Annotated in this window: 22 protein-coding genes, 1 pseudogene, 2 riboswitches and 1 other annotated feature; of the genes and pseudogenes, 5 read left to right on the top strand and 18 right to left on the bottom strand. The window is 26.2% G+C overall.

Going from position 1 to position 26390, the window contains the following annotated elements; genetic code table 11:
- Positions 1-2 precede the first annotated feature (2 nt).
- The 12 genes from JJC01_09905 to JJC01_09850 all read right to left on the bottom strand — a co-directional run bounded on the left by JJC01_09905 (position 3) and on the right by JJC01_09850 (position 13891).
- Positions 3-635, bottom strand: a complete 633-nt coding sequence (locus JJC01_09905; GenBank protein UDN56514.1) for a cyclase family protein — start codon at positions 633-635, stop codon at positions 3-5.
- A gap of 83 nt (positions 636-718) precedes the next feature.
- The gene (locus tag JJC01_09900; protein UDN56513.1) at positions 719-1801 is read right to left on the bottom strand and encodes an SIR2 family protein; all 1083 of its coding nucleotides are present in this window, start codon (positions 1799-1801) and stop codon (positions 719-721) included.
- 138 nt (positions 1802-1939) lie between these two features.
- Positions 1940-3286 (bottom strand): Sapep family Mn(2+)-dependent dipeptidase, encoded by a 1347-nt coding sequence (locus JJC01_09895; protein UDN56512.1) that lies wholly within the window; start codon positions 3284-3286, stop codon positions 1940-1942.
- 69 nt (positions 3287-3355) lie between these two features.
- The gene (locus JJC01_09890) at positions 3356-4636 is read right to left on the bottom strand and encodes a methionine gamma-lyase family protein (GenBank protein ID UDN56511.1); all 1281 of its coding nucleotides are present in this window, start codon (positions 4634-4636) and stop codon (positions 3356-3358) included.
- 123 nt (positions 4637-4759) lie between these two features.
- Entirely contained in the window at positions 4760-5020 is a 261-nt protein-coding gene (gene hfq, locus JJC01_09885; protein UDN56510.1) for an RNA chaperone Hfq, read from the bottom strand.
- Between the two features lie 115 nt (positions 5021-5135).
- Complete coding sequence (gene miaA / locus JJC01_09880; GenBank protein ID UDN56509.1) at positions 5136-6071, bottom strand: tRNA (adenosine(37)-N6)-dimethylallyltransferase MiaA; 936 nt, start codon at positions 6069-6071, stop codon at positions 5136-5138.
- A gap of 38 nt (positions 6072-6109) precedes the next feature.
- Positions 6110-8095, bottom strand: a complete 1986-nt coding sequence (gene mutL, locus JJC01_09875) for a DNA mismatch repair endonuclease MutL (protein UDN56508.1) — start codon at positions 8093-8095, stop codon at positions 6110-6112.
- A 10-nt stretch (positions 8096-8105) separates the two neighbouring features.
- Positions 8106-10949 carry a DNA mismatch repair protein MutS gene (gene mutS / locus JJC01_09870; GenBank protein UDN56507.1) on the bottom strand — a complete coding sequence of 948 codons (2844 nt, stop codon included), beginning with the start codon at positions 10947-10949 and terminating at the stop codon, positions 8106-8108.
- A gap of 162 nt (positions 10950-11111) precedes the next feature.
- Complete coding sequence (locus tag JJC01_09865) at positions 11112-11846, bottom strand: ABC transporter ATP-binding protein (GenBank protein ID UDN56506.1); 735 nt, start codon at positions 11844-11846, stop codon at positions 11112-11114.
- Entirely contained in the window at positions 11815-12834 is a 1020-nt protein-coding gene (locus JJC01_09860; GenBank protein UDN56505.1) for an ABC transporter substrate-binding protein, read from the bottom strand. Before JJC01_09860 ends, JJC01_09865 begins: the two co-directional genes overlap by 32 nt.
- A 21-nt stretch (positions 12835-12855) precedes the next feature.
- Positions 12856-13626: an ABC transporter permease gene (locus tag JJC01_09855; GenBank protein ID UDN56504.1), complete on the bottom strand. Its 771-nt coding sequence runs from the start codon at positions 13624-13626 to the stop codon at positions 12856-12858.
- A complete protein-coding gene (locus tag JJC01_09850) occupies positions 13601-13891 on the bottom strand; it encodes an MTH1187 family thiamine-binding protein (GenBank protein ID UDN56503.1) in 291 nt (96 codons plus the stop codon). The genes JJC01_09855 and JJC01_09850 overlap by 26 nt, the downstream gene beginning before the upstream one ends.
- A 130-nt stretch (positions 13892-14021) precedes the next feature.
- Positions 14022-14121: riboswitch (TPP riboswitch) on the bottom strand.
- Between the two features lie 470 nt (positions 14122-14591).
- Positions 14592-14681: riboswitch (cyclic di-GMP riboswitch) on the top strand.
- Between the two features lie 53 nt (positions 14682-14734).
- On the opposite strand from JJC01_09850, the gene JJC01_09845 reads away from it, so the two are divergent.
- Positions 14735-14911 carry a hypothetical protein gene (locus JJC01_09845; GenBank protein ID UDN56502.1) on the top strand — a complete coding sequence of 59 codons (177 nt, stop codon included), beginning with the start codon at positions 14735-14737 and terminating at the stop codon, positions 14909-14911.
- 413 nt (positions 14912-15324) lie between these two features.
- Here JJC01_09845 and JJC01_09840 read toward each other — a convergent pair.
- Positions 15325-16740: pseudogene (locus tag JJC01_09840) on the bottom strand (metallophosphoesterase).
- A 140-nt stretch (positions 16741-16880) separates the two neighbouring features.
- On the bottom strand, positions 16881-17888 hold the full coding sequence (locus JJC01_09835) for a M56 family metallopeptidase (GenBank protein ID UDN56501.1): 1008 nt from the start codon (positions 17886-17888) through the stop codon (positions 16881-16883).
- A 580-nt stretch (positions 17889-18468) separates the two neighbouring features.
- Here JJC01_09835 and JJC01_09830 point away from each other — a divergent pair.
- The 3 genes from JJC01_09830 (at position 18469) to JJC01_09820 (ending at position 20859) form a co-directional block, all read left to right on the top strand.
- A complete protein-coding gene (locus tag JJC01_09830) occupies positions 18469-19167 on the top strand; it encodes an amino acid racemase (protein ID UDN56500.1) in 699 nt (232 codons plus the stop codon).
- 421 nt (positions 19168-19588) lie between these two features.
- Complete coding sequence (locus JJC01_09825; protein ID UDN56499.1) at positions 19589-20200, top strand: CoA pyrophosphatase; 612 nt, start codon at positions 19589-19591, stop codon at positions 20198-20200.
- Between the two features lie 320 nt (positions 20201-20520).
- Positions 20521-20859: a DUF3784 domain-containing protein gene (locus JJC01_09820; protein ID UDN56498.1), complete on the top strand. Its 339-nt coding sequence runs from the start codon at positions 20521-20523 to the stop codon at positions 20857-20859.
- Between the two features lie 292 nt (positions 20860-21151).
- Here JJC01_09820 and miaB read toward each other — a convergent pair whose 3' ends face one another.
- From miaB to JJC01_09800, 4 genes are all read right to left on the bottom strand, one after another.
- On the bottom strand, positions 21152-22588 hold the full coding sequence (miaB, locus tag JJC01_09815; GenBank protein ID UDN56497.1) for a tRNA (N6-isopentenyl adenosine(37)-C2)-methylthiotransferase MiaB: 1437 nt from the start codon (positions 22586-22588) through the stop codon (positions 21152-21154).
- A gap of 358 nt (positions 22589-22946) precedes the next feature.
- A complete protein-coding gene (locus JJC01_09810; GenBank protein UDN56496.1) occupies positions 22947-23498 on the bottom strand; it encodes a tryptophan transporter in 552 nt (183 codons plus the stop codon).
- 150 nt (positions 23499-23648) lie between these two features.
- Positions 23649-23913, bottom strand: a binding site (T-box leader).
- A 281-nt stretch (positions 23914-24194) separates the two neighbouring features.
- Entirely contained in the window at positions 24195-24593 is a 399-nt protein-coding gene (locus JJC01_09805) for a hypothetical protein (protein ID UDN56495.1), read from the bottom strand.
- Between the two features lie 289 nt (positions 24594-24882).
- Positions 24883-25377, bottom strand: coding sequence for an AAA family ATPase (locus tag JJC01_09800; protein ID UDN56494.1), 495 nt, complete (start codon positions 25375-25377; stop codon positions 24883-24885).
- A 376-nt stretch (positions 25378-25753) separates the two neighbouring features.
- Between JJC01_09800 and JJC01_09795 the strand changes: the two genes are divergently transcribed.
- The gene (locus JJC01_09795; protein UDN56493.1) at positions 25754-26284 is read left to right on the top strand and encodes a PadR family transcriptional regulator; all 531 of its coding nucleotides are present in this window, start codon (positions 25754-25756) and stop codon (positions 26282-26284) included.
- Positions 26285-26390 lie beyond the last annotated feature (106 nt).

Genomic DNA, 26390 nt, shown 5'->3' with positions numbered 1-26390 from the left:
TATTATTCTACTATGGCTATTGCTCTTACTGGAGCACCATCAGCGTCATTATACTTAAATGGAGCTGCTATAAATAGAAATCTTTCTGGCACAGCTTCTAAATTTGTAAGATTCTCTATTATTATTTTACCTTTTTCAAATAAAATGTGATGTACCTTAAAAGCTGATGTGTCGTATCTATCTACAGATAACATATCAATTCCTATTCCCTTTAGATTACTATCAGCTATATAGTTTGCAGCCTCTTCTGTTAATGTAGGATAACCTACATAATATTGCTTTTTATCCCAAAACTTTGACCAACCTGATTTAAATATTATAAACTCACTACTTTTTATTTCATCTTCATATTTTTTTAGATATTCTAATTCTATGTTTTTGCTTCCTTGCTCAAGTTCTAATACATAAGCCTTACCGACAAAATTTTCTATATCCAATGTATCTAAGGATTCACCTTTAGTATACATATGTTTTGGTGAATCCATATGAGTTCCATTGTGAGAAAATACACTGATTAATGTTTCTTGATATCCATTTTCTTCAATAATAGCTACTTTTTTTATATCAGGTCTATTAGTCTCTGCATATACAGGCATATCATTATGTGTCACATGAGTTAAATCAAAAACCTTCATTTTTTATACCCCCTATGTTTTATTTTCTATTATATACCTAAATTCACTTTATTTCTATTGGATTTTATCCTATTATTGCCAAATTAGTATATACTTTTTATAAAATTTAATGGGTTCATAGAAAAATCTTGAAAAGAATTATCAGTAAATATAACATCTTCTCCTAAAAAACGCTTATATCTTCTTTCTTCTTTTTTTAAAGTAATCCTTTGTTTTTGTGAATGATTATTAAACACCATTATTTTAAGAGGTGTTTTTCCACCATTTGTTTGTACTCTTTTTAACATATATTTTATATGCATATCAGCCTCTGGAAATGAATACCCACAAAATACCAGAAGGTCAGCCTCTCTCAAAGTTTTTTCTGTCTCATTCCAAACATTACTTAAAAATATATTTGACATATTCTTAAAATATGTTGGTGGAACTATGATTGGTTCTGTCAGTTCTCCACACTCCAAACATTTTGTTTCTGAACTATTTTCAATTAGTTTCATAACACCACCTTCATGTGGTGTAAGAGTTAAACTATTGCAAATAGGACAGTAAAGCCAGTTCAATGAACCATGTATCTTATAGAGTTTAATTAATGGTTCTTTTGGTTTTCTCCAGTTTAATTCTTCCTTAAAATTAGTAAATTCTACACCATAATCAAGCATAATAGGCAAATCATTTTTATCTCTTAAGCCAGTAACTGTATTGTCTATATGTATATCATAATTTGCACTAATAAAAGTTGTATCAAGGAGTAAATCATTTTGTAAAAGATTTTCAACTAAAAGTTTGTGATATTTATTATCTGTTCTAGGTGTATTATGAATTGCTTCAGCCATCAATAGTATTAAATACTGTCTTAAAAAACGTATACTATCACTTCTATTATTTAAATTTTCAAGTCCAAAATTTCTAAAGGCTTCTCTTCTTTGTTCTGCTAAATCTAAAAGCCCTAAAACTTCTTCAAATGTTGGAAAATTTGCATTATCTAGATTATCTTTTCTTATGTCAATATTAAACATTTGTTTAAAAAAGGCATACAATTCTCTATTCATATCAGTATCATAATTTTTAGGTTTTAATTTCTTAAAGTATTCACTAAATAATTCATTTTGAATGGGTAAATTTTCTGCAGCTGAAGCTCCTGCTCCCAAAAATATAGCTATTTTCATATAATTCCTCCTATATAAACATTACTATTATTTTTTATATCTATTAAATATTTATCTTATTAACTTATTTAATAATACAACAATAAAGCTGTCTTTTACTAGAAAAAATCCTATTACAAGACAGCTTTATATTTATATTTAAATCTTTAATAATTCATAAATAGAAAGAGCATATATTTGAGCAGCTTTTACAATATCCTCTACTATCAAATGTTCATTAGCTTGATGCTCAGTTTCTGGTTTCCCTGGGAAAATAGCTCCAAAGGCAACACAATTGTCTAAAGCTCTTGCATAAGTTGCTCCTCCAGATGAAAGAGGTGTTCCATCAAGACCAGTTTCCTCTTCATATACTTTTCTCAATGTTTTAACAAGAAGTGTATCTTCTGGAACATAAATTGAATCTAAGAAATCATATTCTTTATAATCTAAATTATATTTATCTGTTATTTTCTTTAGTTCTTTTACAAAATCATCTTTTTTATATGTTACAGGAATTCTTACATCAATTCCAGCAAATTCTTTTTTACTATCAATAGTTACTTTACCTATATTTACTGTTAATTTTCCTGATACATCATCCTTGCAATTAGGAACTATATTGTTTCCATTAGCATCTTCACCAATAACTTCTGCTAAAAACTTAATTATATTAGAATCTATTCCTATATTATTAAGAGCTATACAAAGTCTAGCTACTGCATTTATACCAGTATCACTAGCTGCTGAATGAACACTTTTTCCTATTATACATATTTTATTGCCTTCAACAGTGTATTCAAAACCTAATTTATCTAATTCTTTTTTTAACTTATCAGAATATTTTCCAATATAAACTGCTTTTCCTGGAACTGCATTTAAAGCCTTCCCAACTGATAATTCTATATCACTTTTACTCTCACATGTTAAATGAACTTGTAAAAGACCTTTTTCTGCATTTGTTATTGGAAATCTAGAATCAGGAGTAAATCCATAGTCTGGTACTTCTTCATTATTTTCTTTGTATTTATTTATACATCTCCAAAGATTTTCTTCATCAGCTCCAAAAATGAATCTTATTCTCTTATTTAAATCTATATTTAAATCCATAAGAGCTTTTACTGCATAAATTGCTGATATTGTAGGTCCTTTATCATCTTGTGTTCCTCTTCCATATAACTTACCATCTTCTAAAACACCTTCAAATGGTGGATAATTCCAGCTTTCTAAGTCACCTTCTGGAACTACATCAACATGACCAAGTATACCTATCATTTTTTCACCTTGTCCTATTTCTGCATAGCCATAATATCCATCTTTATATACTGTTTTAAACCCTAAAGATTTACATAAGTCTAAAATACCTCTTAAAGCCTTATCTATATTTTCTCCAAATGGGAAATTTTTAGTTGGCTCAGATATAACACTAGGTATTTTTACACTTTCTTGTATTGAAGAAATCATTTCATCTTGTAGAGAACTCACTTTTTCTTTAATTTGTTCTTTCATAATTATCACCCTTCAATTCTCATCATAATATACTAGTAAATATTTTGACCTTTTAAAAGAAAAATATGCTTACTTTTTTAGTTTTTTTATAAATTCAATTGCTTTTAAAGTACCCATTTTAGAGTGGTCAAATGTAAGCCCTCCTTGGAAGTAAACATTATAAGGAGGTCTTATTGGAGCATCTGCACTTAGTTCTATAGAAGAACCTTGTATAAATGCTCCTGCTGCCATTATAACTTCACTTTCATATCCAGGCATATCCCAAGGTACAGGTTTAACATAAGAATCAACTGGAGCAGCTTCTTGTATTCCTTGGCAAAAACTTATGACTTCATCAGCATTATTAAGTCTAATACACTGAATAATATCACTTCTTAAATCATCATGTTTTGGCAATACATCATATCCTAATTTTTCAAAAGCTCTTGAACAAAATATAGCTCCCATCACAGCTTGAGATACTACATATGGTGCTAGGAAAAATCCTTGAAGAACATTTCTAGTAGTTCCAAAAGTAAGACCACATTCTTTACCTATTCCAGGAGAAGTCATTCTATATGATATAAGCTCAATTAAATCTTTTCTACCAGCTATATACCCACCTGTTAATGCAAGTCCACCTCCAGGATTTTTTATTAGAGAACCAGCCATAACATCTGCTCCAACATCAGTTGGCTCTTTAGTATCTAGAAACTCACCATAACAGTTATCAACCATTACTATAACTTCTGGTTTAACAGATTTTATTACATCAATGGCTTCTTTTATATCACTAATTGAAAGTGATTTTCTCCAAGAATACCCTTTTGACCTTTGTATCATAACAAGTTTAGTTTTATCATTTATTTTTCTTTTAATTCCTTCTAAATCCAAATTTCCATCTTCTAAAAAATCTACATCATCATATGTAACACCATATTCTTTTAAAGAGCCTTTTTCTTCTCTTATACCTATAACACCCTCTAAAGTATCGTATGGTCTTCCAGTAACAGATAGAATTTCATCTCCTGGTCTGACTATTCCTTGTATACATAAAGTGAGTGCGTGTGTTCCATTTACAATTATTGGTCTTACAAGAGCATCTTCTGTATTAAAAACTTTTGAATAAATTTCCTCTACTTTTTCACGTCCAATATCATTATATCCATATCCTGTAGTCCAATTAAAATGCATGTCACTTAATTTAGATTCTTGCATAGCTTTTAAAACTTTATATTGATTGTATTCTCTTATTTCTTTTATTTCCTCAAACTTATATTTTATATCTTCCATTATTTCTTGTGATAATTTAAAAGTATCATCATCTATACCATAGTAACCTTTCAATAATTCTTTTGTCTCATTAAGCATTTTATCACCTGTCTCTTTGTTATTTTATTTAAACATATCAAAGGAGACTATTTTACTAAAACAAATAAATTGTAGTTTATAAGTTAGCATAAGTCTCCTTTTAATTATCTTAAATTAAATTAGTTATCTATTGTTATTGTTGTTATTATTTTGATTTTGATTAGTTAAATTAATATATTTACCAGGTTGTATAGTCGAAACAGCATGTTTATAAATCATGTTTTGTTGTCTATTGTCCCCTTCTATCAATATTATATAACTGTCAAATCCTTTTACAAGCCCTTTGACTTGAACTCCATTGACTAAATATATAGTAACAGGTATCCTTTCTTTCCTAGCATTATTTAAAAACAAATCTTGTAAATTTAAAACTGTATTTTTCATTAGATTTGTACCCTCCCAAGATTAAATTGAACATCTAAAATATTCCTATCTTATATTCTATATAAGTTATGATAAATTTTCAATATGAAGTTGTATACTTAAAAATTTATATATATTATTTTATAGAATTTTTAATATATATAATTATTTCATTTTTTAATAAATCTATATCTTCATATTTATCCAAATCAAACCATTTTGCTGTTTCATATCTTTTAAACCAAGTTATCTGACGTTTTGCATACCTTCTAGAATCCCTTTTTATTATTTCAATGGCCTCTTCATATGTATATTCTCCATCTAGATACTTCAACATCTCTTTGTATCCTATACCTTGCATTGATATCATATCTTTTTTAAATCCCATATTTAGGAGTTTTTTAACTTCTTCAACTAAACCACTCTCTATCATGATATCGACTCTCATATTTATTCTTTCATACAAATGCTCTCTATCTCTATTCAAAACTATTATTATAGGTTGATAATCGTCATTAAATTTTAAGTCACTTGAAAAATCATTCATTTTATTACCACTTAAACAAACTTCAAGTGCTCTTATAACTCTCTTTGTATTGTTTTTATGAATTCTATCAGCAGCTTCTTCATCAAGTAATTTTAATCTATCATGCATGTAATCTATTCCATTCTCAAGAAGTTGTTTTTGAAGTTCTTTTCTTAATTCATTATTAGCATCAGATTTTGCAAAATCCATATTGTATATTAAAGAATTGAGATAAAGACCTGTTCCTCCAGTCACTAAAACACACTTTCCCTTTTGATTTATTTCAGATATATATTTTTTTGCCCTTTGTTGAAATTCTGAAACTGAAAATGGATAGTCAGGTTTAACCTCATCTATAAGATAATGCTTTACTCCTTGCATTTCCTCAGATGTAACTTTTGCACTTCCAATATCCATATATTTATATATTTGCATAGAATCTGCTGAAATTATCTCTGCATCCATATCTTTTGCTAACTTTATTGACAAATCAGTCTTTCCAACAGCAGTTGGACCTGTAAGTATTATAAGTGGTATTTTTTTCATAACATTCCTTTCCATATATTTTAAATATCCAAAATATTTTACATAATTCTTTTAAACATTTTTTCTATTTCGGTCTTAGAAATTTCAACCATTATAGGTCTGCCATGAGGACACGTAAATGGATTCTCACAATTTTCTAATTGTTCCAATAAGCTTTTTATCTCAATATCATATATTTTATCATTTGCTTTTATAGCAGACCTACATGCCATAGATGCAAATCTCTCACCTTTTAAATCATAATTACTTGTAATCTCATCTATATTATCAATTATTTGAAGTATAAACTTTTCAGTTTCTGGAATTCCAAATATAGTTGGAACACATCTTATCATTACATGATTGTTGCCAAAAACTTCTAATTCGAAACCAAATTTCATAAATAACTCTAAATTATTTTCAATTTGAAGCATATCTACATTTGATACTTCAAGAATTACTGGGTCTAAAAGTATTTGCATATTGATATCTTGTCTATAGAACTTATCCATATATCTCTCATACAAAACTCTTTCATGTGCAGCATGTTGGTCTAACAAATACATAGAATCATCTTTACTTAGAATTATATAAGTATTAAATACGACTCCAATTACAGAATATCCATATAAAGAAAATCTTTGTTTTGAATTAGTTAAATATTCCTCTTGGCTGTCTTTAATACTTCTTTCTAAATAATTACTATCTTCATTTTTAGAACTATCAATTTGTTTAGGCCTATCAACTTGAAATTCTTCTTGTATATTGTCATTTACAACCTCTTCTTCTAAAGAGCCCGTATTTTTTAATTCATTTTCTATATTTGCATTTAAAACTTCGCTTACAGAAGGAAATTCGTCTATTGGTTTTTCACTTGATAAACTTACAACTTCAATGAATTCATCTTTCTCTTTAGTTGTATTATTATTTTTTGAATTAGCTTCAATGAAGTTCTTATTTTTAAATTCATAATCTGTACTTTTTTCTCTACTATTGATAGCAATTCGAGGCTGCGTTTTTTTATCATTATATGTAGCATACTTTCCAATAAGGTTAGAATGTATTAATTTAACTTTTAAAAAATCTCTTAGCTCTATATACACTTCTTGTTCTTTTTCAAATTTAACTTCAAGCTTATTAGGATGTATATTTACATCAATACCTGCTGGGTCTACTTCTATATTTAAAAAACAAACAGCATGCTTACCTATTGGAATTATAGACTTATAACTTTCAGTTATTGCATCTATAATTATTTTACTTTTTACAAATCTTTTATTTATATAGATATGTTGCAAGTTTTTATTGGAACGATAGATGTTATTATTTCCTATATATCCATCAATTTTAAAGTGATTGCATTTAAATTCTATATTTATTAGGTTTTCCGTTATTTCTTTTCCATATATACTCCTAATAGTATTTATGAGCTTTCCATCACCTGGTGTATTTAACATTTGTTTATTATTATTTGTATATTTAAATTGGATATTAGGATTGCCTATTGCAAGCTTATTTATCAAATCACTTATGTTTATGGTTTCAGCATGGGTAGATTTCAAAAATTTCTGTCTTGCTGGTGTATTAAAGAAAATCTCTTTTATAATGATTGTTGTACCATTAGTGGAACCAATTGGCTCCTTTGAAACTATTTTTCCACCTTCTACAAATATTTTAGTTCCAACCATTTCATCCTTGGTTTTAGTAATCATTTCTAATTTTGATATAGCTGAAATAGATGCTAATGCTTCTCCTCTAAATCCAAGAGAGTACAAATCATATAAATCATCAATTTTTTTAATTTTACTAGTAGCATGTCTTAAAAATGATTTCTCAACTTCGCTTGAAGGTATTCCTATTCCATTATCTGTGATTTTAATTAAGGTTTTTCCTCCATCAATGATATCTATAGAAATCTTATTTGCACCTGCATCAATAGAATTCTCAATTAATTCTTTTAATGCAGAAGACGGTCTTTCTACTACTTCTCCTGCTGCTATTTTATTTATAGTCAAATCATCTAGGATGTTAATTATATTTTTCATTTTTACACCTCTAAGATTTTATTTCTTTTGCTTTTTTTTGAAGATTGTAAAGAGAATTTATAGCATCTAATGGAGTCATATTTAAAATATCTAAGTTTAAAATTTCTTCTGACAATATATCTCTCTTTACACTATCAAAAGATATTTGAGTTAGTGCTAATTCCTTTACAGAATCTTCTTTATCAATTTCTTCTTTACTATCCTTTTTCTTCATTGAAATAACTTCATCGTTTAACGTTTTAAACTTAGAATTTAGTTTATCATAATCCTTTTTCATGTGTTTATAATCTTTTACTATAAGCTCATGCTCTATTTTTAGAGATTCGTATTTATTTTTAAAATTGCTCTGATTTACCTTAAGTAGTTCTTCATCTAAATCATTATTAATCACAATAGTTTTTTCTTTATCTCCATTTATTGCTACACTGTTATAAACATGATTTTTTTCTAAATCCTTAAGTATATATTTTGCTCTATCTATGACTTCATCTGGCAATTTAGCTAATTTAGCAACATAGATTCCATAACTCTTATCTGCACCTTGAGGAATTATTTTTCTTAAAAATATTATTCCCTCTCCATCTTCTTTAACTGCTATTGAATAATTTTTAACCTCTTTAAATTCTTCTTCTAAATCAGTAAGTTCATGATAATGTGTTGCAAATAGTGTCTTACATCTAATATTCTTTTGAATATATTCTACTATTGACCATGCTAAACTTATACCATCATAAGTACTAGTTCCACGTCCTATTTCATCTAAAATAACTAAGCTTCTTTCAGTAGCATTTTTTAATATAAGAGATACCTCATTCATCTCTACCATAAAAGTAGATTGTCCTTGAGATAAATCATCACTAGCCCCTACTCTTGTAAATATTCTATCTAATATCGGTACATTAGCATATTCTGCTGGAACAAAAGAACCTATATGTGCCATAAGTGCTATTATAGCAGTTTGTCTCATATATGTTGACTTACCAGACATATTAGGTCCAGTTATTATGTTAATGATGTTTTCTCCACGATTTAAATATGTATCATTTGGAACAAAATTTTCTTCACCTACTATATTTTCAACAACTGGATGTCTACCATTTCTTATATCGAGTTTATTATTTTCGTTTATCTGTGGTTTTATATAGTTGTTTATGTGAGCAACTGTTGCCAAAGATACAAAAACGTCTATATTAGCTATAATCTTAGCTACTTTTTGTATTCTGTCTATATTTTTATATATAGTATCTCTTATACTTACAAATATCTCATATTCTAGAGATTTAATTTTCTCTTCAGCATGTAGTATCTTTTCTTCTATTTCTTTTAACTCTGGAGTTATATATCTTTCTGCATTACTAAGTGTCTGCTTTCTTATATATGTCTCATCTAGTTTTGCTTGTTTAAAGTTAGCCTTTGTTATTTCTATATAATATCCAAATACTTTATTAAATCCTATTTTTAATGATTTAACTCCTGTCTTTTCTCTTTCTCTATTTTCTATTTCTTTTATAAGAAAAGCACCATTTTTAGAAATATCCCTCAATTCTTTAAGTTCATCACTAAAATCAGACTTAATTATATTCCCATCTTTTATAGTTATTGTAGGGTCTTCCAAAATGGCTTCATCTATTAAACTGTATATATCGTCCAACTTGTCCATTTCTGATACATACTCTTTTAATCTATTTGCATTTGATAAGTCTATTGTGTCTTTTAGATTTGGTAATTTTTCTACTGAATTTTTTAAGTGAACTAATTCTTTTGGTGTTACTCTTTCAAATGCTATTTTCCCACATATTCTTTCTATATCATATATATTTTTAAGTATATCATTTAAATCTTCTCTTAGTATAAAATCATCTTTTATTTCTTCTATTACATTTAATCTATTTTCAATTTTAGGTTTATTTATCAGAGGCTCTTCTACATATTTTCTTAGAAGTCTTCCTCCCATTGCAGTAGATGTTTTGTCTAAAACATGTAATAGTGAACCTTTCTTTTTATTTCCTCTTATAGTCTGAGTAAGTTCTAAATTAGTTCTAGTAAACATATCTAAGACCATATACTCTGATGAATTGTATATATTTATATTATTAATATTGGATGTTATCTGCTTTTGAGTGTTATATATATAGTTTAGAAGAATTGATAAACTAGATTTTATAAGACCCTTATCATCAAACTTTAATTTTTGTAGATAAACCTCTGGAAAATACTCTTTTAATATATTTATATCTAAATAGTTGTCGCTAAAACTTTCATTTATGTATATGTTGCTTACAGTAGCTATATCTCTAAGTTTTTCTATAAAATTCAAATCATTTATAATTATTTCTGTAGGATGAATTTTTGCAATTTCTTCTATTACTTTATCTTCATTCAGACAAGTTGCATTAGCTTCTCCTGTACTTATATCTACATAAGTTAAACCTATATTGGCGTCATCTTTATATAAAGATAATAAATAATTATTCTTTTTATTTTCAAGTAAATTTCCATCTAGAACTGTTCCAGGAGTAATAACTCTTATTACCTCTCTCCTAACAATTCCTTTTGCAGTAGATGGGTCTTCCATTTGCTCACCTATTGCTACTTTATATCCATTTTCTACTAACTTTGATATATATGAATTGGCTGAGTGAAATGGTACTCCACACATAGGAGCACGTTCTTCTAAACCACAGGCTTTCCCTGTTAATGCTATTTCAAGAGCTTTTGAAGCTACTAATGCATCTTCAAAAAACATTTCATAAAAATCTCCCAATCTAAAAAACAGTATACAATCTTTATATCTATTTTTTACTTCAAGATACTGTTTCATCATAGGAGTTAATTTATTCATATCTATTTGCATTATTAAACCTCCTTCTTTTCTAATTAAATATTATATCATAGTACTTGATTATTATTAACATAATATATAAAATTTTGACGTATAACTAAAAAACAATCCAAAATGCTGATTGCACTTTGGATTGTTAAGTTTAATAATCACTAGGTAAAAACGTATAGAATTTTATAATAAAGATATTATCTCTTTTTTCAGTTTAATAACATACTCAAGATTATCTTCATTTATATTTCTATTATCTATGATAAATTCTTTTTTTACTATTGATGGTTTTTTTGAAATAACATAAATTCTATTTGATAGCATTATAGCTTCATCAATATCATGAGTTATAAGAAGTATCGTTGAATTTACTTTTTTCTTAACTTCTAAAAGCCATTTTTGCATAGATGTTTTAGTTAATGAATCGAGTGCACCAAAAGGTTCATCTAAAAGCATTATGTCATTAGAATTTATAAAAGTTCTCAAAAAATTAGCTCTTTGTCTCATACCTCCAGAAAGCTCTGATGGATATTTATACTCATACCCTTCCAAACCAAAAACCTCAAAGTAGTGTTTTACCATAGACCTAGCTTTGCTCTTTTTTTCTTTTTTTAGTACCAATGGAAGAGACACATTATCTATTATAGTTTTATATGGTAAAAGTAAATCTTTTTGATACATGTAGCTATAATTACCGTTTATGTTTACCATACCACTATTATAGTCTGTCAATTGAGTTATAATATTAAAGATAGTACTTTTTCCACATCCGCTTGGTCCCAATATAGAAACAAATTCGCCTTCATAAACATCAATACTTATATCTTTTAAAACATCTACATCTTTATATGTCTTTGATACATTTTTTATAGATATTTTTGCCTTTTTATTGTGGTAAGAATTCATTTGTGTAAGCATCACTTGCCTTCATATCCTTATCTATTAATTTATATTCTTTTAAGAATGATGTATAGTTATTCCATACACTATCTTTCATTTCTCCCCATCTTGGTGCATCATCTTTATATTTACTTGCTAAATATTCTTGACTCTTTATTGCTAGTTTTTCATCTACCTCAGGAGCATGCTTTACTAAAATTTTTGCAGCATCTTCAGGATTTTTTATTGCATACTCATAACCTTTTGTTGTAGCTTTTAAGAATTTCTTAGCAAGTTCTGGGTTGTCTTTAAGTACAGTCTCATTAGAAATTATAAGTGGTGTATAATAATCTAATCTTTCATCTAGGTCTTTTACTGGTATAAAGTTTAAATCATAATCAATTAAATTAGCTTTAACTACATCCCAACCTTCAAATATCCATGCAAAATCTACAGTTTTCATAGCTGCAAAGAAATCATCTTGACCAGTATTAACTATCTTTAATTTATTAAAGTCAGCTCCATTTTTATTCATAACTGCTTTAAAAACAGCTTCTTCTGATGGAGAACCCCAACCTCCATAAGTTTTTCCTTCAAAATCTTTTGCTGTAGTTATGTTTTTTTCTTTTGGAGATGCAAATCCAGAAGTATTGTGTTGTATAACAGTAGCTACAGCTTTTATTGGAAGTGGGTCTTCACTAGTTTTTGCGTAAGTAACTTGCTCTTGATAACTTATACCAAAGTCAGCCTTTCCTGTTGCTACTAAAGTCTCAGCTCCACTTTCAGGTGGTTGTACTATTTCAACATCCAAGCCTTCTTCTTTATAATAACCTTTATCAAGCGCCACAAATAATCCAGTATGATTAGTATTTGGTGTCCAATCAAGTACAACAGTCACTTTTTTAGAAGAAGTATCTTTACTATTTTTTTTGTCTTTATCACTATTATTTCCAGAAGAACATCCAGTTATTGTTGCTAATGTAAGAGCACTTACTAAACCTAATATTCCTAATTTTTTGAAATTCATAATATCCTCCCTCAAGTACATTTAATCTTCTAATCTATGTTTTATAACAACTTTTTTTATAGCTTGTACAATTCCTACAAATATTAAGCTAAATATAACTACTAATATAGTAGATGCAAATACTTTATCAAGTGCATATGCACTTTTTGACCTTAGCATATAAACACCAAGACCTTTAGTTCCACCTAACCACTCTGCAACAGTTGCTGCCATTACAGCATAAGTAGAAGATATTTTAAGTCCAGAAAAAAATTTATCCATTGACATAGGAAATTTGAGATGAATAAAAGTATTAATCTTATTTGAATTCATAGTCTTAAACAAATTTAAATAATCTTTATCAATATTCTCAATACCATCTACAAAACTTATTAATATAGGGAAAAAACACGTAAGTGTTACCATCAATATTTTTGGCATTGTTCCAAAGCCAAACCAAATCATAAAAAGTGGAGCTATTATTATTGTAGGTATCATTTGAGTCACTAACATAATAGGATAAAGACATTTTTTTATTATCAATACAAAATCCATTAATATTCCAATTATTAAAGATATTATTATTGCAACTATAAAGCCAAATATTGCTTCTCCTATAGTAACCATGGCATGCATGGATAAATTTTGATAATCTTTAAAAAATACATTAATTATATCTATTGGTGTAGGCAGTATATATTGAGGAACTCTTAAAACTTCTACCACAGATTGCCAAAAAATAAGTATAAACAAAAATGTTGCTATTGGATATATACTATTTTTGACTTTATCTATGATTTCTAAGTTTATCATCTATAGTTAAACCTCCAGCTTTTTCATCTACTCTAGCTACTGTTATAACTCTTTCACATCCAAGATTAAAAGGGATTTTATGTACTTTTTTTAGCAGTTCAAAAACTTCATCAAAATCACCTTCAACAGTAGTACTCATTGCTCCTATTTCACATTTAAGACCACTGTTTTCAATTTCTGCTATACAAGCATCTACTACTTTATACATTTCTTCTTCACCTTTGTAAGGTCTTAGTGGCATTACTGCTATGTCTGCAATTACCATTTAAATCACTCCTTTTAAAATAATTAATACCTACTAGGTATATTTTGTTTTTTATTAAAATATTTTATAGATAAAAACATAGTATATTTAAATAAAATAAAAGTCTTATCCAAAATAGGATAAGACTTATTTTTATCTTTACTGGTCTCCCTACACTGGCATTATCCAAACAGGTTCAAAGGGTCGAGATAAAATCTCCTCTCAGCATATTAGCTCCCCGAAATATATTATATCTTTTCTACTTGATTATACTACACTTATCATATTTTAACAAATTTTTTATTTATATCATATATTTTATTTGTATTAAAATTTACAAAACTATTATAGTAGTTTATGATTTATTGTCTTTATTCCCACTAATTTTTTAAAATTTCAATAACCATCTTTTATTTACTATAGCTTTATTCTGTTAATGCTATTATTTTTGATATAATAGATTTTTATACACATATATTTATTATCTATACTCTTTTTAATATATTGAACACTTCCTGTTGATTAATTTTGTGATACTTCATCAATATAATTCAAATAAATTAATAATATAACTTTACAGTTCCTTTTACACAACAAGCTTTATTACATAATTTACTTGTATGTTTTATTTTTAAAGGACAAAATAACTTTTATATTTAATTTTTTTAGTTTATATATTGAAAAATAAAACGTTTTCCTGTAATATTATAATCGTAGAATAAAACTAACTAGGCAAAACTAGAGAAATTTAGTGACGCAAAGCTATAGGGACTAACACTTATAAAATAAGTTATGTCAGCCAGTTGCCAAAAAGATATTTTCTTTTTGTTTTTTATGAAAGTTTTTTAGGGGGATAAATAATATATGTTTATGAATAAAATAGATAGATGTACACATATACTAACTGCCTATATATGTAGTTCATATGACTACTGTAATTTTATAGATACGCAGTTAAACGATTTTATACTAGAGTATGGTGAAAATGTTGTGGAATCTTGTTTACATCAAGTGATGGTATTGGTAAGTAAGTATAATTAAATGGATTTTATTTTCTAGAAAACCCTTTTTAGTTTTATCTACATTTTAAATGTATTATTGATATAAAATTGATAAAAAAAGATAGCAAATGAAAAAATTCTAATATAACTTTATACAGTTATATGTTCAAAATGACGTTGATAAAAAATCAGCAAATAAAAATAAAGTAGAACCACTAGAAAAACTTTTCAATTCATTAGGTAGAAAAGATTGGTAATTAGTTCATATACATTTGATTGAAGGTTTAGCCGTTTTTAAAAGAGAAACTTGAACTAGTTTCTAAAAATTTATTTAACTTATTTAAAAATATCTAGTAAAAAGCCCTTAGAACGTATTTATTTGGATTCTAAGGGCTTTTCTTTTGTTCTAAATATGTAACAACAGTCCATAAAACTAAATTTAACTACTGATTGTTATTTATATACTAATTGAATGTCATATCCTTCACTATTTTTCTTTACTTCAAATTTGTCATTCTTTTTAGGTAGTATCTCTAGTACACCATCTTGATATTTAGATTTATCTACTTTTAAACCTATCCCAAAGTCTTTTCCCTTAAAACAAGCATATGAGGAAACCTTTTTACCATTCATAAATACCATCTTAATTCTATTATCATTTTCTATATCTGCAAGATTTTTCCATTTATAACCAACTATATTGTACATCTTTTCAACACTAATATCATTGCTAAATAAATAAGCTCTGTCCCATTTGAATTTACTTAATGACGACAAATTCACTTCGCTCTTTTTATCATTTAGCTCAGATAAATTTGTTATCAAATCACCAAAATTTTCTAAGCTTTTATCTTCTTCTATCTTAGTTAACTTTGAATATTTATCTTGTACTTTCCAAGTATTATTACCTTTTTCTAATTCAAATGTTATTTTTGATATACAAGAGTTATGACTGCCTGGTTGTGTAACTATCACATTTTCACCTTTATTATTTGTATAATCATGTTGTTCAATTTCCTTATGAGTATGCCCTGCTACTATCGCATCAATTCCATCAACTTCTTTAGCTAGTTCTTGTATTCTATTACCTGGATTTTTAGGCTTTTTAGGCTTTTTAGGTTTTTCTCCACTATGTACTATGGCTAATAGTATATCTGGATTTTCTTTTTCTTTTATTTCCTTCACCCATTTTTTAGCATCATCTATCATATCATTCATATATAAATCCTGGTATGTAGCCATATCTTTTAAATCTCTGGACTTAGCCTTAATTTTATTTTCGTTTTCATCAAAATCCCATCCTTATCTGACTTCTTTGATTGTAAGACCAAGTATACCAAGCTTAACTTCACCATATTTTGTTTCAATTGTATTTATTGTGTAAGGTTTAACATAACTTGAACTGTTACTATTATATGTATTCGCAGATAAAACTTCTATATTTTCACTATTAAATTCATTTATCATTTTATCTAAATTTTTTTTAGAGCTAGAAACAAACTCATGATTACCAAGCACTACTGCATCATATTTAACTTCACTCATTTGTCTAACTATAGGTACTTCTTTTTTAATTACTTCATCTTTTTCGTAAGCATCTCGAGCCTCACTAAGATATTGCTCCATTGCTCCTAAACCATCCGAATCATAAAAATCTCCTGCATCTACTAATGTTATATTAGAGTCTTTTTTTCTTTCTTCGTTTATTTTTTCAGCTACATTATAGGTAACTTCTCCATGTAAGTCTGTAGTTGCTAATATATTGATTTCAGTGATTTTATCATTTTTAGAATTAGTGCAACCTGTCAATATCATTAGAATTGAGATTAAACATAAACTTAATACTTTGGCTTTACTTTTAAAATTCATTTTATCCCCCTATAAAACTTAATATACATAAAGTATAACAGTTGAACTAACAAACTAATTTACACTAAAATATATATTAGCGTAATTAATAATCTAATTTATTCACAATAAATCTCTAAATGTATTATTTAAAATTTACATTACTCATCTGTATTAACCTGTCCTAAGTATTTAAAATTAGAATTCTTATTTTCAATAGTTAATTGTTTTGGTAATGAATAAATTAATGATTTAGAATCAATTACATCTATTTTAAAATATGTAATCAATGATAATAAACATAAAATTAATGCCATTAAATTTCCTGTTCTATTTTTTTCATTAAACATATTAGATACTCTTTTTTTTATATCTGATTTCTTATGCAGTCCAGCTACAAATTTATTTGAAGAATTTAAATCTTTTTTCATTGCACCTATAATAGTCAAAGCATACTCTTTTTTATCTTCTATACTACGATTTTTTAAAACTCTTTCATCACAATAAAGTTCACAATCTAAATCTATAACTTTATCCATAATGTACATAAAAGGATTAAACCAATATACTATTTTTAAGAATAATACTAAATATTTAATATAAATGTCTTTACTCTTAAAATGCATAAGTTCATGTCTAAATATCCATTCAAGTTCTTTTAATTTATAATCATATGGTGGTAAAAGAACACAGGAATTAAAAAATGACGGAGTTTCAACTTCATGAGAATATTTAATCTTTACATTTTTATTTATATTAAGCTCTTTTAATAAACTATCATAAAGATTGTTTATGTCTTCATCATCAACATCATAGGACAAATCCTCTATCAGATTTTTAAGCTTAATATATTTCCATAAAGTAGAAATCAAATAAAATATCGTAACAGTAATCCAAATAGACACTAAAATAATAGTACACAAAGTAGAAATATTGTTAAAACCTTCTAAATTTACCTTATTAATATTGTGTTGATATTTCAATTCATTAAATGCAAAAGTATAATATGTAAATGGTAATAATAGTTTTATAATGACAATAAACCATATATAATAGTTAAATTTTCTACTGAAAGTTTTAAAAATAGTCATTCTAAAAACTAATAAGAGAACTATAAATAAACTACTTACTAAAACGGTTCTAAAAAAATCGTTTAAAATTGAAATCATAAATTTTCACCCCCTTATTCTAGAGTGAATTGTGGAATATTTAAAAAACAAGCACCAATATAAAAATAGCAACAGGACTATGTCTTTCTTAATACAAAGAATTCCTTCATGACACCAGTTAAAAATTCCAATATCTTTTGACAGTTGACATACTTAAATTTAATTAAATAGGATAATGACTTTTAGGTATAGCTTTTCTTTTATCTCTTTTAAGACATAATCGAGTCATCCTCTATTATCAAAAAGCATAGTTGGTTTTAATTTTATTCCATCCGAATCTTTTTTTATAAAAATTTAAATACTTCTTTTATATAATTTTGATTGTAACATAGAGCATGACATAATACCACAAGAGCTATTATATAAATAAAGAATACTCAAATATTTTTCATAATTACGCTACAATTGTTAAATGATACAAAAATAGTATAAAAGACTATAAGGATTGTTACAAAGATTTATTCTACATTTGACAGAAAGACACCCAAATATTAGAATTAAAGAAACATATGATTTCTTCATTTTTGGCGGATAAAGCCTATACAAAATAAACTATACAGAATCTAAGGAGATTATTTAAATGAATAAAAAATTAATTGGAATTTTGGCTGGGATGGGCCCAAGGTCAACAGCGCCATTTGTTGATTTAATTATTGATGAATGTCAGTCTCAGTATGGAGCGAGATACGATGAAGAGTTTCCTGAAATTATGATATATTCCTTACCTACTCCATTTTATATTGACCGCGCAATAAATCATGAACTTATGAAAAAAACTATCATTAAGGGTCTAAAAAAACTTGAATCAATTGGAACAAACTTTATTGCGATGCCGTGCAATTCAGCTCATATATATTTTGAAGAATTGAAAGAATCAATAGGTATTCCATTATTAAATATTGTAGAAGAAACTATTAAATATTTACCTGCTACGCCACAAAAAGTAACTCTACTTTCAACAAGTTCAACATTTGAATCTACAATTTATCAAAAAGGTATAACAAAAGCTGGTCATGAATTTATATTTAAAGAAGAATGGCAAAAAAAGATAAATGCTCTTATACAAAACATAAAAACAGATAAGAATAATCCACAAAATATCAATATTTGGAATGAACTTCTAGAAAGTATAAAATTTGAATCTATTGAAAACATAGTGATTGCTTGCACTGATTTAAATGTTGTCTTGGAAAATATACAACCATCAATTAACATTATTGATTCGTCAAAATGTTTAGCAGAGTCAGTTATTAAGAAATATTTAGAGTTAGAAAAATAGAATTTACTCTATTTTTAATTTATAAATATTTTAGATAAATTATTCATAAAAAAGTAAAGCAGTAAGATTATCTTACCACTTTACTTTTTTATAAATACTCACTTTTTTATTTTTGATGATGATTCTAAAATAAAATTCACCTTAATGAGATTGTAAAAATAAAAAAATGAATGTCAGTTAAAATAGAAATATATTTTTCAATTAAAGGTCACAAAATTATTTTATAATACTTTAGTTTAAACATTACTAAACTTAAATACTTTAGTATTTGTTAATACTTGTTAATATATATTTATTGATTTATTATATAATAATATAGATATTACTATATCTTGAATTAGATAAATATAATTACGTATATATTGTTATTGTCAAAATTTAATTCTACATTTTTTTAATAATATTATTTTAGGAGGAAAAAATGATAAACAATATTAAAAATAAATTTAAAGATTACAAACCATATATAAACGGTTATGAAAATATGAAAAGAGCATCTGTATTAATTCCAATAGTAGAAATAAATAACATACATCATATATTATTTGAAGTTCGCTCAAAAAATTTAAAGCATCAACCCAATGAAATTTCTTTTCCAGGTGGAAAAATAGAGTCTAACGAAACTCCTTATGAAGCCGTTATTAGAGAAACATGTGAGGAACTTGGAACTTTTAATGACAATATAGAAGTTATAGCAAGTCTTGACTTACTTATAACTCCTGTAAAATTTATAATACATCCCTACTTAGGATATATAAAAAACATCAATAATTTAAATATAAATAAAGATGAAGTTGACCATACTTTTTTGGTACCTATAAAATATCTTTTAGAAAATCCTCCAAATACCTATAATAATACAGTCAAAGTTTTTCCTGATGAAAATCTTCCATATGGTTCAATTCCAAATCAAAAAGATTATAAATTTGAAAGTGGAAGTTACCCTGTTCTATTTTATAAATATAAAGATTATGTAATTTGGGGAATAACAGCAAAAATATTAGAAAATTTTTTAAACTTCTTATCAGAATAATACTTGTAATCAAATATTCAAATTTTTATATAAGAAGTTTTTAAAATTTTCTAACTTTAAAATGTTATAATTCTAAAAAAGATAGTAAATTATGTTTTATAATATTTTTTATGCTTGATTATTGTTCAATTATTGTTACACAATTTTTAATACAATTTCAAGCTAAGCACTATGTATTAACACCACATTATAAATAAATTATAATATGATAATATATCTAATAAGATTAATCTATGAAATAAATGATTTTAATGTATGTTTATGGTAAAATATTAATAATTAAGTAAACTGATAAATCAGAGTATCTGGAGGTGCTTATAATGTTTGCAGTAGGATTCACAGTTATAATTGCAATTGCCTCTTTCATTTTAAGTATATTGTTATTTAATGGAAAAGCAAGTATGCTATTAGCAGGTTATAATACTATGAGTGATAAAGAAAAAGCTCGATATGATGTAAAAAAACTATGTAGAAGTTCTAGCATTGTTACTTTTATCGTATCTATAATGTTATTTATCATGTCATTTTTGGGATATAGAATAGAGAGTGGACAAATGGATGAAAAAAAAATGCTTCCGTTTGCTGTAATATTTATAATAGTTATACTTGCTAGCGTGTTTTTCAATATCTATTACTCTAACAAGAAATGTAAAAAATAAAAATTAGTAAGTTAAGCAGTTAATTATGAAAGATTGACTGCTTTTTTATGTCTATTAGATATTTTAATATATAATAAATACTAAATATAGTTAAGTAAGCTTTGATAAAATAGAATAAAAAATAGATGTACAATTAATTTACATCCTATATCAAATTTATTTTTATTTATAATAGAAACTGAAATTATCATAATATATATGATATGTTCTTAAAATTTAAAAATTTAATATATTTTGTTTTATAGTACATCTATTCCAATCAGTTTACATAATTTTATTATTTTATACAGTTCTAATCATTTACTAGTACACCATTCAATGAAAATGTTCTAGGTTCAGTGATTTTAACCATAACTAATTTTCCAATTAAATCATCACTTCCACCTTCAAAATTTACAAGTTTATTTTGTCTAGTTCTACCAGCAAATTTATTTTCATTATTTTTGCTTCTTCCTTCGACCAAAACTTCAACTACTCTATTTTTATATTCATTATTTATCTCTGCTGAGATTCTATTTACTGCTTCTAATACTCTATTAAATCTTTCATGTTTTATTTCTTCTGGTATTTGATTTTCCATTTTAGCAGCAGGAGTTCCCTGTCTTTTAGAATAAATAAATGTAAATGCTGAATCATATCTAACTTTTTCAACCACATCTAGAGTATCTTCTAAATCTTCTTCTGTTTCTCCTGGAAAACCTATCATTAAGTCCGTTGAAAAAGCAATATCTGGCACTTCTTTTTTAGCTTTCTCTATTATGTCTAGATAATATTCCTTTGTATAATGTCTATTCATTTTTTTCAGAAGACTACTACTTCCACATTGTATTGGTAAATGTAAAAATTCACACACCTTATCACAATCTCTAATTGCATATATCACCTCATCAGATATGTCTTTAGGATGAGATGTCATAAATCTAACTCTTTCAATTCCTTCTATATCATTAACTTTTCTTAAAAGTTCTGAGAATGCAACTGGATTTTCAAGTGTTTTGCCATACGAATCTACATTTTGTCCAAGCAAAGTTATTTCTTTTGTTCCATTTGAAACAAGCTCTTTTATCTCATTAATTATATCTTCAGGTGTTCTGCTTCTTTCTCTTCCTCTTGTATATGGAACTATACAATAGGTACAGAAATTATTGCATCCATACATTATATTTACAAATGCTTTTAATTCAAATTTTCTATTACTTCTAAGGCCTTCTATTACTTCTCCATCTACATCCCATACATCTACTAACATTTTGTCAGAATTTATTGATTCTGTAAGTAATTGTGGAAATTTATATAGATTATGTGTTCCAAATACAAGGTCTACATGTTTGTATTTTTTTCTTAGTTCCTCTACAACATGTGGTTGTTGCATCATACATCCACACACAGCTATTTTCATGTTTGGATTTTTTCCTTTTAGATGCTTTAACTGACCTAAATTTCCATACACCTTTAGTTCTGCATTTTCTCTTACTGCACATGTATTATATATTATTAGGTCACTTTCTTCAACTATCATTGACATTTGGTATCCCATTTCTTCTAACATTGAACAAAGTTTTTCTGAATCATGTTCATTCATTTGACATCCAAAGGTTTGAGTAAACACGAGTTTTCTTTTTCCAGTTCTGTTGAAGTACTCTTCATTTTGTCTGTGTATTTGTTCTATATATTTATCTTGTTCTTGTATTTTCTCTATAGGTATTGTTACTTGTTTTCTTTTGCTCACTTCTATTCCTCCTAGTTAATTTCTTATATTACACATAACCTTAATTATATCAAATAAGAAAAATCTTTTAAAGGTATTATTAAAGTTTTAACTATAATAAAAGACAGCCAAATCGCTGTCCTTTATTATATTATACTTTACTTTTATATAAAAATAGATTTTAAATCAATCCATTTACAATTCTACAAAATATATTTCTATTGATATCTAATAATTTACTAAGTTTATACTATACAAGTACATTAAATTAATCTTATTTAAGAAAATAAAATAATCATAATATCTTTATAAAATAAACTTTTTATTATATCAAGTATATCTCAAATTAAATATTATAAGCCATATATCTAATCAAATTTTAACTTTGGTAACTAACCCTTCTTATTGATAAATTAACAATCTTGAATAAAAATATTCCTGCAACTAAATTTATTAAAACAGCTGGTAATACTACTGTTAAGAATAACGCTGTAAAAGAAGCTCCTGGAAGACCAACTATAGCTTGAGCAGCTAACAAAAATATTGTTCCACTTACAAGTGTTCCTATTGGCATTATAATTGCAACTACTATAGTATCCTGTGTTTTTTTAGATAAGTTTTTTATAAAAGGCATTTTATAGCTAACATATATTAATAAAAATACTATATTGGCTGTAAGAGTTTTATCTATTATATTAGGAACTTGACCTCCTGGGAAGCTTGATGTAAGTGCTGTAAATATACCTGTCACTATTCCTGCTATTAAGCAAGTTTTATAGTCATCTCTATTTAAAACTAATATCACAAACAGCATTGCTAGTGGTACATCTGGTTTCATTGGTAATCCTATAGCAGGTGTAATTTGATGTATTAATAATCCCATTGCTAAAAGTATTGCATTTAAAGTTAGTTTTTTTGTATTTGTTTTCATTTTTGTATTTCCTCCTAATTTTTTTAATTTTCAATTTATTTTTTTGCCAGTTTTCTAAATCATCATCTTTAGCTTTAGAAATTCATAACATCTATTTCACCACCTTCTACATATCGAATTTTTCGTAAAATAAAAAACTCCGTCCTAAATTAATAGGACGGAGATTATCCGCGTTGCCACCTAAATTATATAAAAACTTAATATAAAACTCAATTTTTATATATCTCATTATCAGGTACTTACATACCCTATTCGCTATAACGTACGACTAACGATAAAGTCTACTCTCAAAAATATGATTTCGATTTACTCCTCTAAGGCCCATTCATCAAATTTTTTCTTACCAAGATTCCACCATCCTTGGCTCTCTATATTGAACCTAAATTTAACTACTCTTCCTTGTCATAGGATTTAATTTATTATATATTGTTTTGCCATTGAAATAATCATATTACTTTTTCTAAAAAATGTCAATATATTTTTATAGCTTTTTAAATATACTTCTTTTAAAACTATTTTTTTAAAATAATACTAATAAAAATCAATACTAATTTCTTTCTTAAAATTTTATACCTAATTCAAACTTTTTAAATTTTATTTTCAATAATTTAATTTATTTTCTTATTATTTATCTAGCTATTTTATGTAATTTTTGAATTAGTCTTAATAAGGCTTTAATAATTCTATTTTTATATTCTAATAAAATCTTTTCTTATTTCTTTTAATTAATATTACTATTACTATAGCTATAATGATAAATATCACTATTACTAACAATATCAACTTTGATATTATATTGTGTTTTTTTATACTTCTGTTACTATGTCTATTTATAATTCCATTTCTATACCTTTTATTACTTGTACTTCGTTTTTTTAGTTTTATTTTACTTTTATTTGACCTACTACCTCTATGTCTTTTTCTAGATTTAATAGTCTTAAACTTAGCATTAGTAGATGTATAGTTCGTTTGTGTTGAGTAAACAGATGTACTAAAATCGTTAATAATTTCAGCTTCTACTTGTAGCGGATTTACAATACTGATTACTAGCAAAAAACATATAATTATCCTAATCAATTTTTTCTTTTTTTTCATTTACTTTCCCCTCATAAAAAATTTATATCTATTTTATTATAATATATACTCACTCAAAAACTACAAATTTTTTCAAATTTCTAATTTTTTTATATTAGATATTTTTTATAATATCAGAAGAATATTAAAATTTGACTATATTTTTTCGTCCTTATTCTTAATCTAACTGGAACAATAGGAATTACACAAATAGAATTAAGCAATGCATTCCTTTTTTATATTTATCAATCAACAGTGGAATGTTCAACAATACTATAATGTCATTAACTTTAAATTAAAAACTAAAATTTTACAATTTAGATATCTCTTCAACAATCTCTTTGACAGATTTATTAGAAACATTAATTTTCGTTGTTGCTAATATTTCATACATGGGTAAATAGTTAACACTTCTTTCTATTACATCAGTAAAACGCAAACCTTCCTCTACATCGGTCTTCAACCTTTTTCTCAATACAGTTTCATCACAAATTAAGGAAATATTTATTACTCTACAATCAGATATATCTAGGCAAGATATAATAGTATCAATAATACTTTGTTCATGCATTACCCAACAAAAAATAATATTTTCAAAAGTACTACACTTTATAAAGTTATTCAACAATGAACAAATATTTGAAAGAACCATTTTTTTCGTTTCAACAGTAATTTGAAATGGATGCATATCCCAACACCAATCACCATCAAGAAAAACACTATTTTTCAAGATTAATTTTAGAGATTGGCATACTGTTGTTTTGCCTACTCCCATTGTCCCACCAATAATATAAATATTTTTCATTCATTTTTCCTTTCAAAGTTCAATTTATTTGTTAGTCATATTTTATCACATCAACATATAAAAATCATACTTTAACATCTATCATATTATTCATACCATATACAATTGCTTTGTTATCTTTAGGTCTCTTATATTCCTTCCTAAATGGATTAAGTAGAAAATTAAACTTATAAATCAGTTTTTATTACTTAAATTTTTGAAATAATTAATTTAAACTTTATACATTTATTAATTTGTAACATAATCTATATTCATACTTTCTTTCATTAAAATTCCATGATACAATAATACTGCTAGATAATAGTAGTAGTTTAATATAAAACTAATATATATATAATTATGTAATAATAAATATTACAAAGGAGAGTGAATTATAATGTTATCAAAACCAGCAACAATGCTTTTAGGTCTAATAAATGAAAAGCCTCTTAATGCCTATGAAATTATAAAAGTGCTAGAATACATGAATGTAAAGTACTGGTTTAATATCGCAGACTCAACCGTATATACTACAATTAAGACTTTAGAAAAAAGAGGATTGATTTTAGGTACTGTTAAAAAGGATGGTAATATGCCAGACAAAACGGTTTACACAATCACAGAAAAAGGAAGTATAGAATTTCATGATACTTTGAGAAATTCTATTTTGAAATTCGATTATGACACTAATATTTTTTCTATTACAGCATTCTTTATTGAATACCTAGGAAAAGAAGAAAGAAAGAAGCTTTTAGAAAAACGATTAGAAGTTTTAAATCAATATCTAACAGGAATTAAGCAAAAAGATGATGATGATTGGGAAAAAGAAGTTAGTGAATTTCATGTTGCTAATGTAAAACGTATGATAGATATAGTATTAGCAGAAATTTCTGGAACAAAAAAATTATTAACTGTTTGTAAGGATTAAGCAAAAACTGTAGATAATGGCTTTCCACATATAATTCATAGTTTACTGTTTTGTATTTATTTTATTTACTCTTCTTTCATAGATATAGAAAGGGCACCTCATATGA

The organism is Clostridioides sp. ES-S-0010-02, assembly GCA_020641055.1.
Lineage (GTDB): Bacteria > Bacillota > Clostridia > Peptostreptococcales > Peptostreptococcaceae > Clostridioides.
The sequence above is the reverse complement of the archived record's forward strand: the minus strand, read 5'-3'. Positions and strand labels throughout refer to the sequence as shown.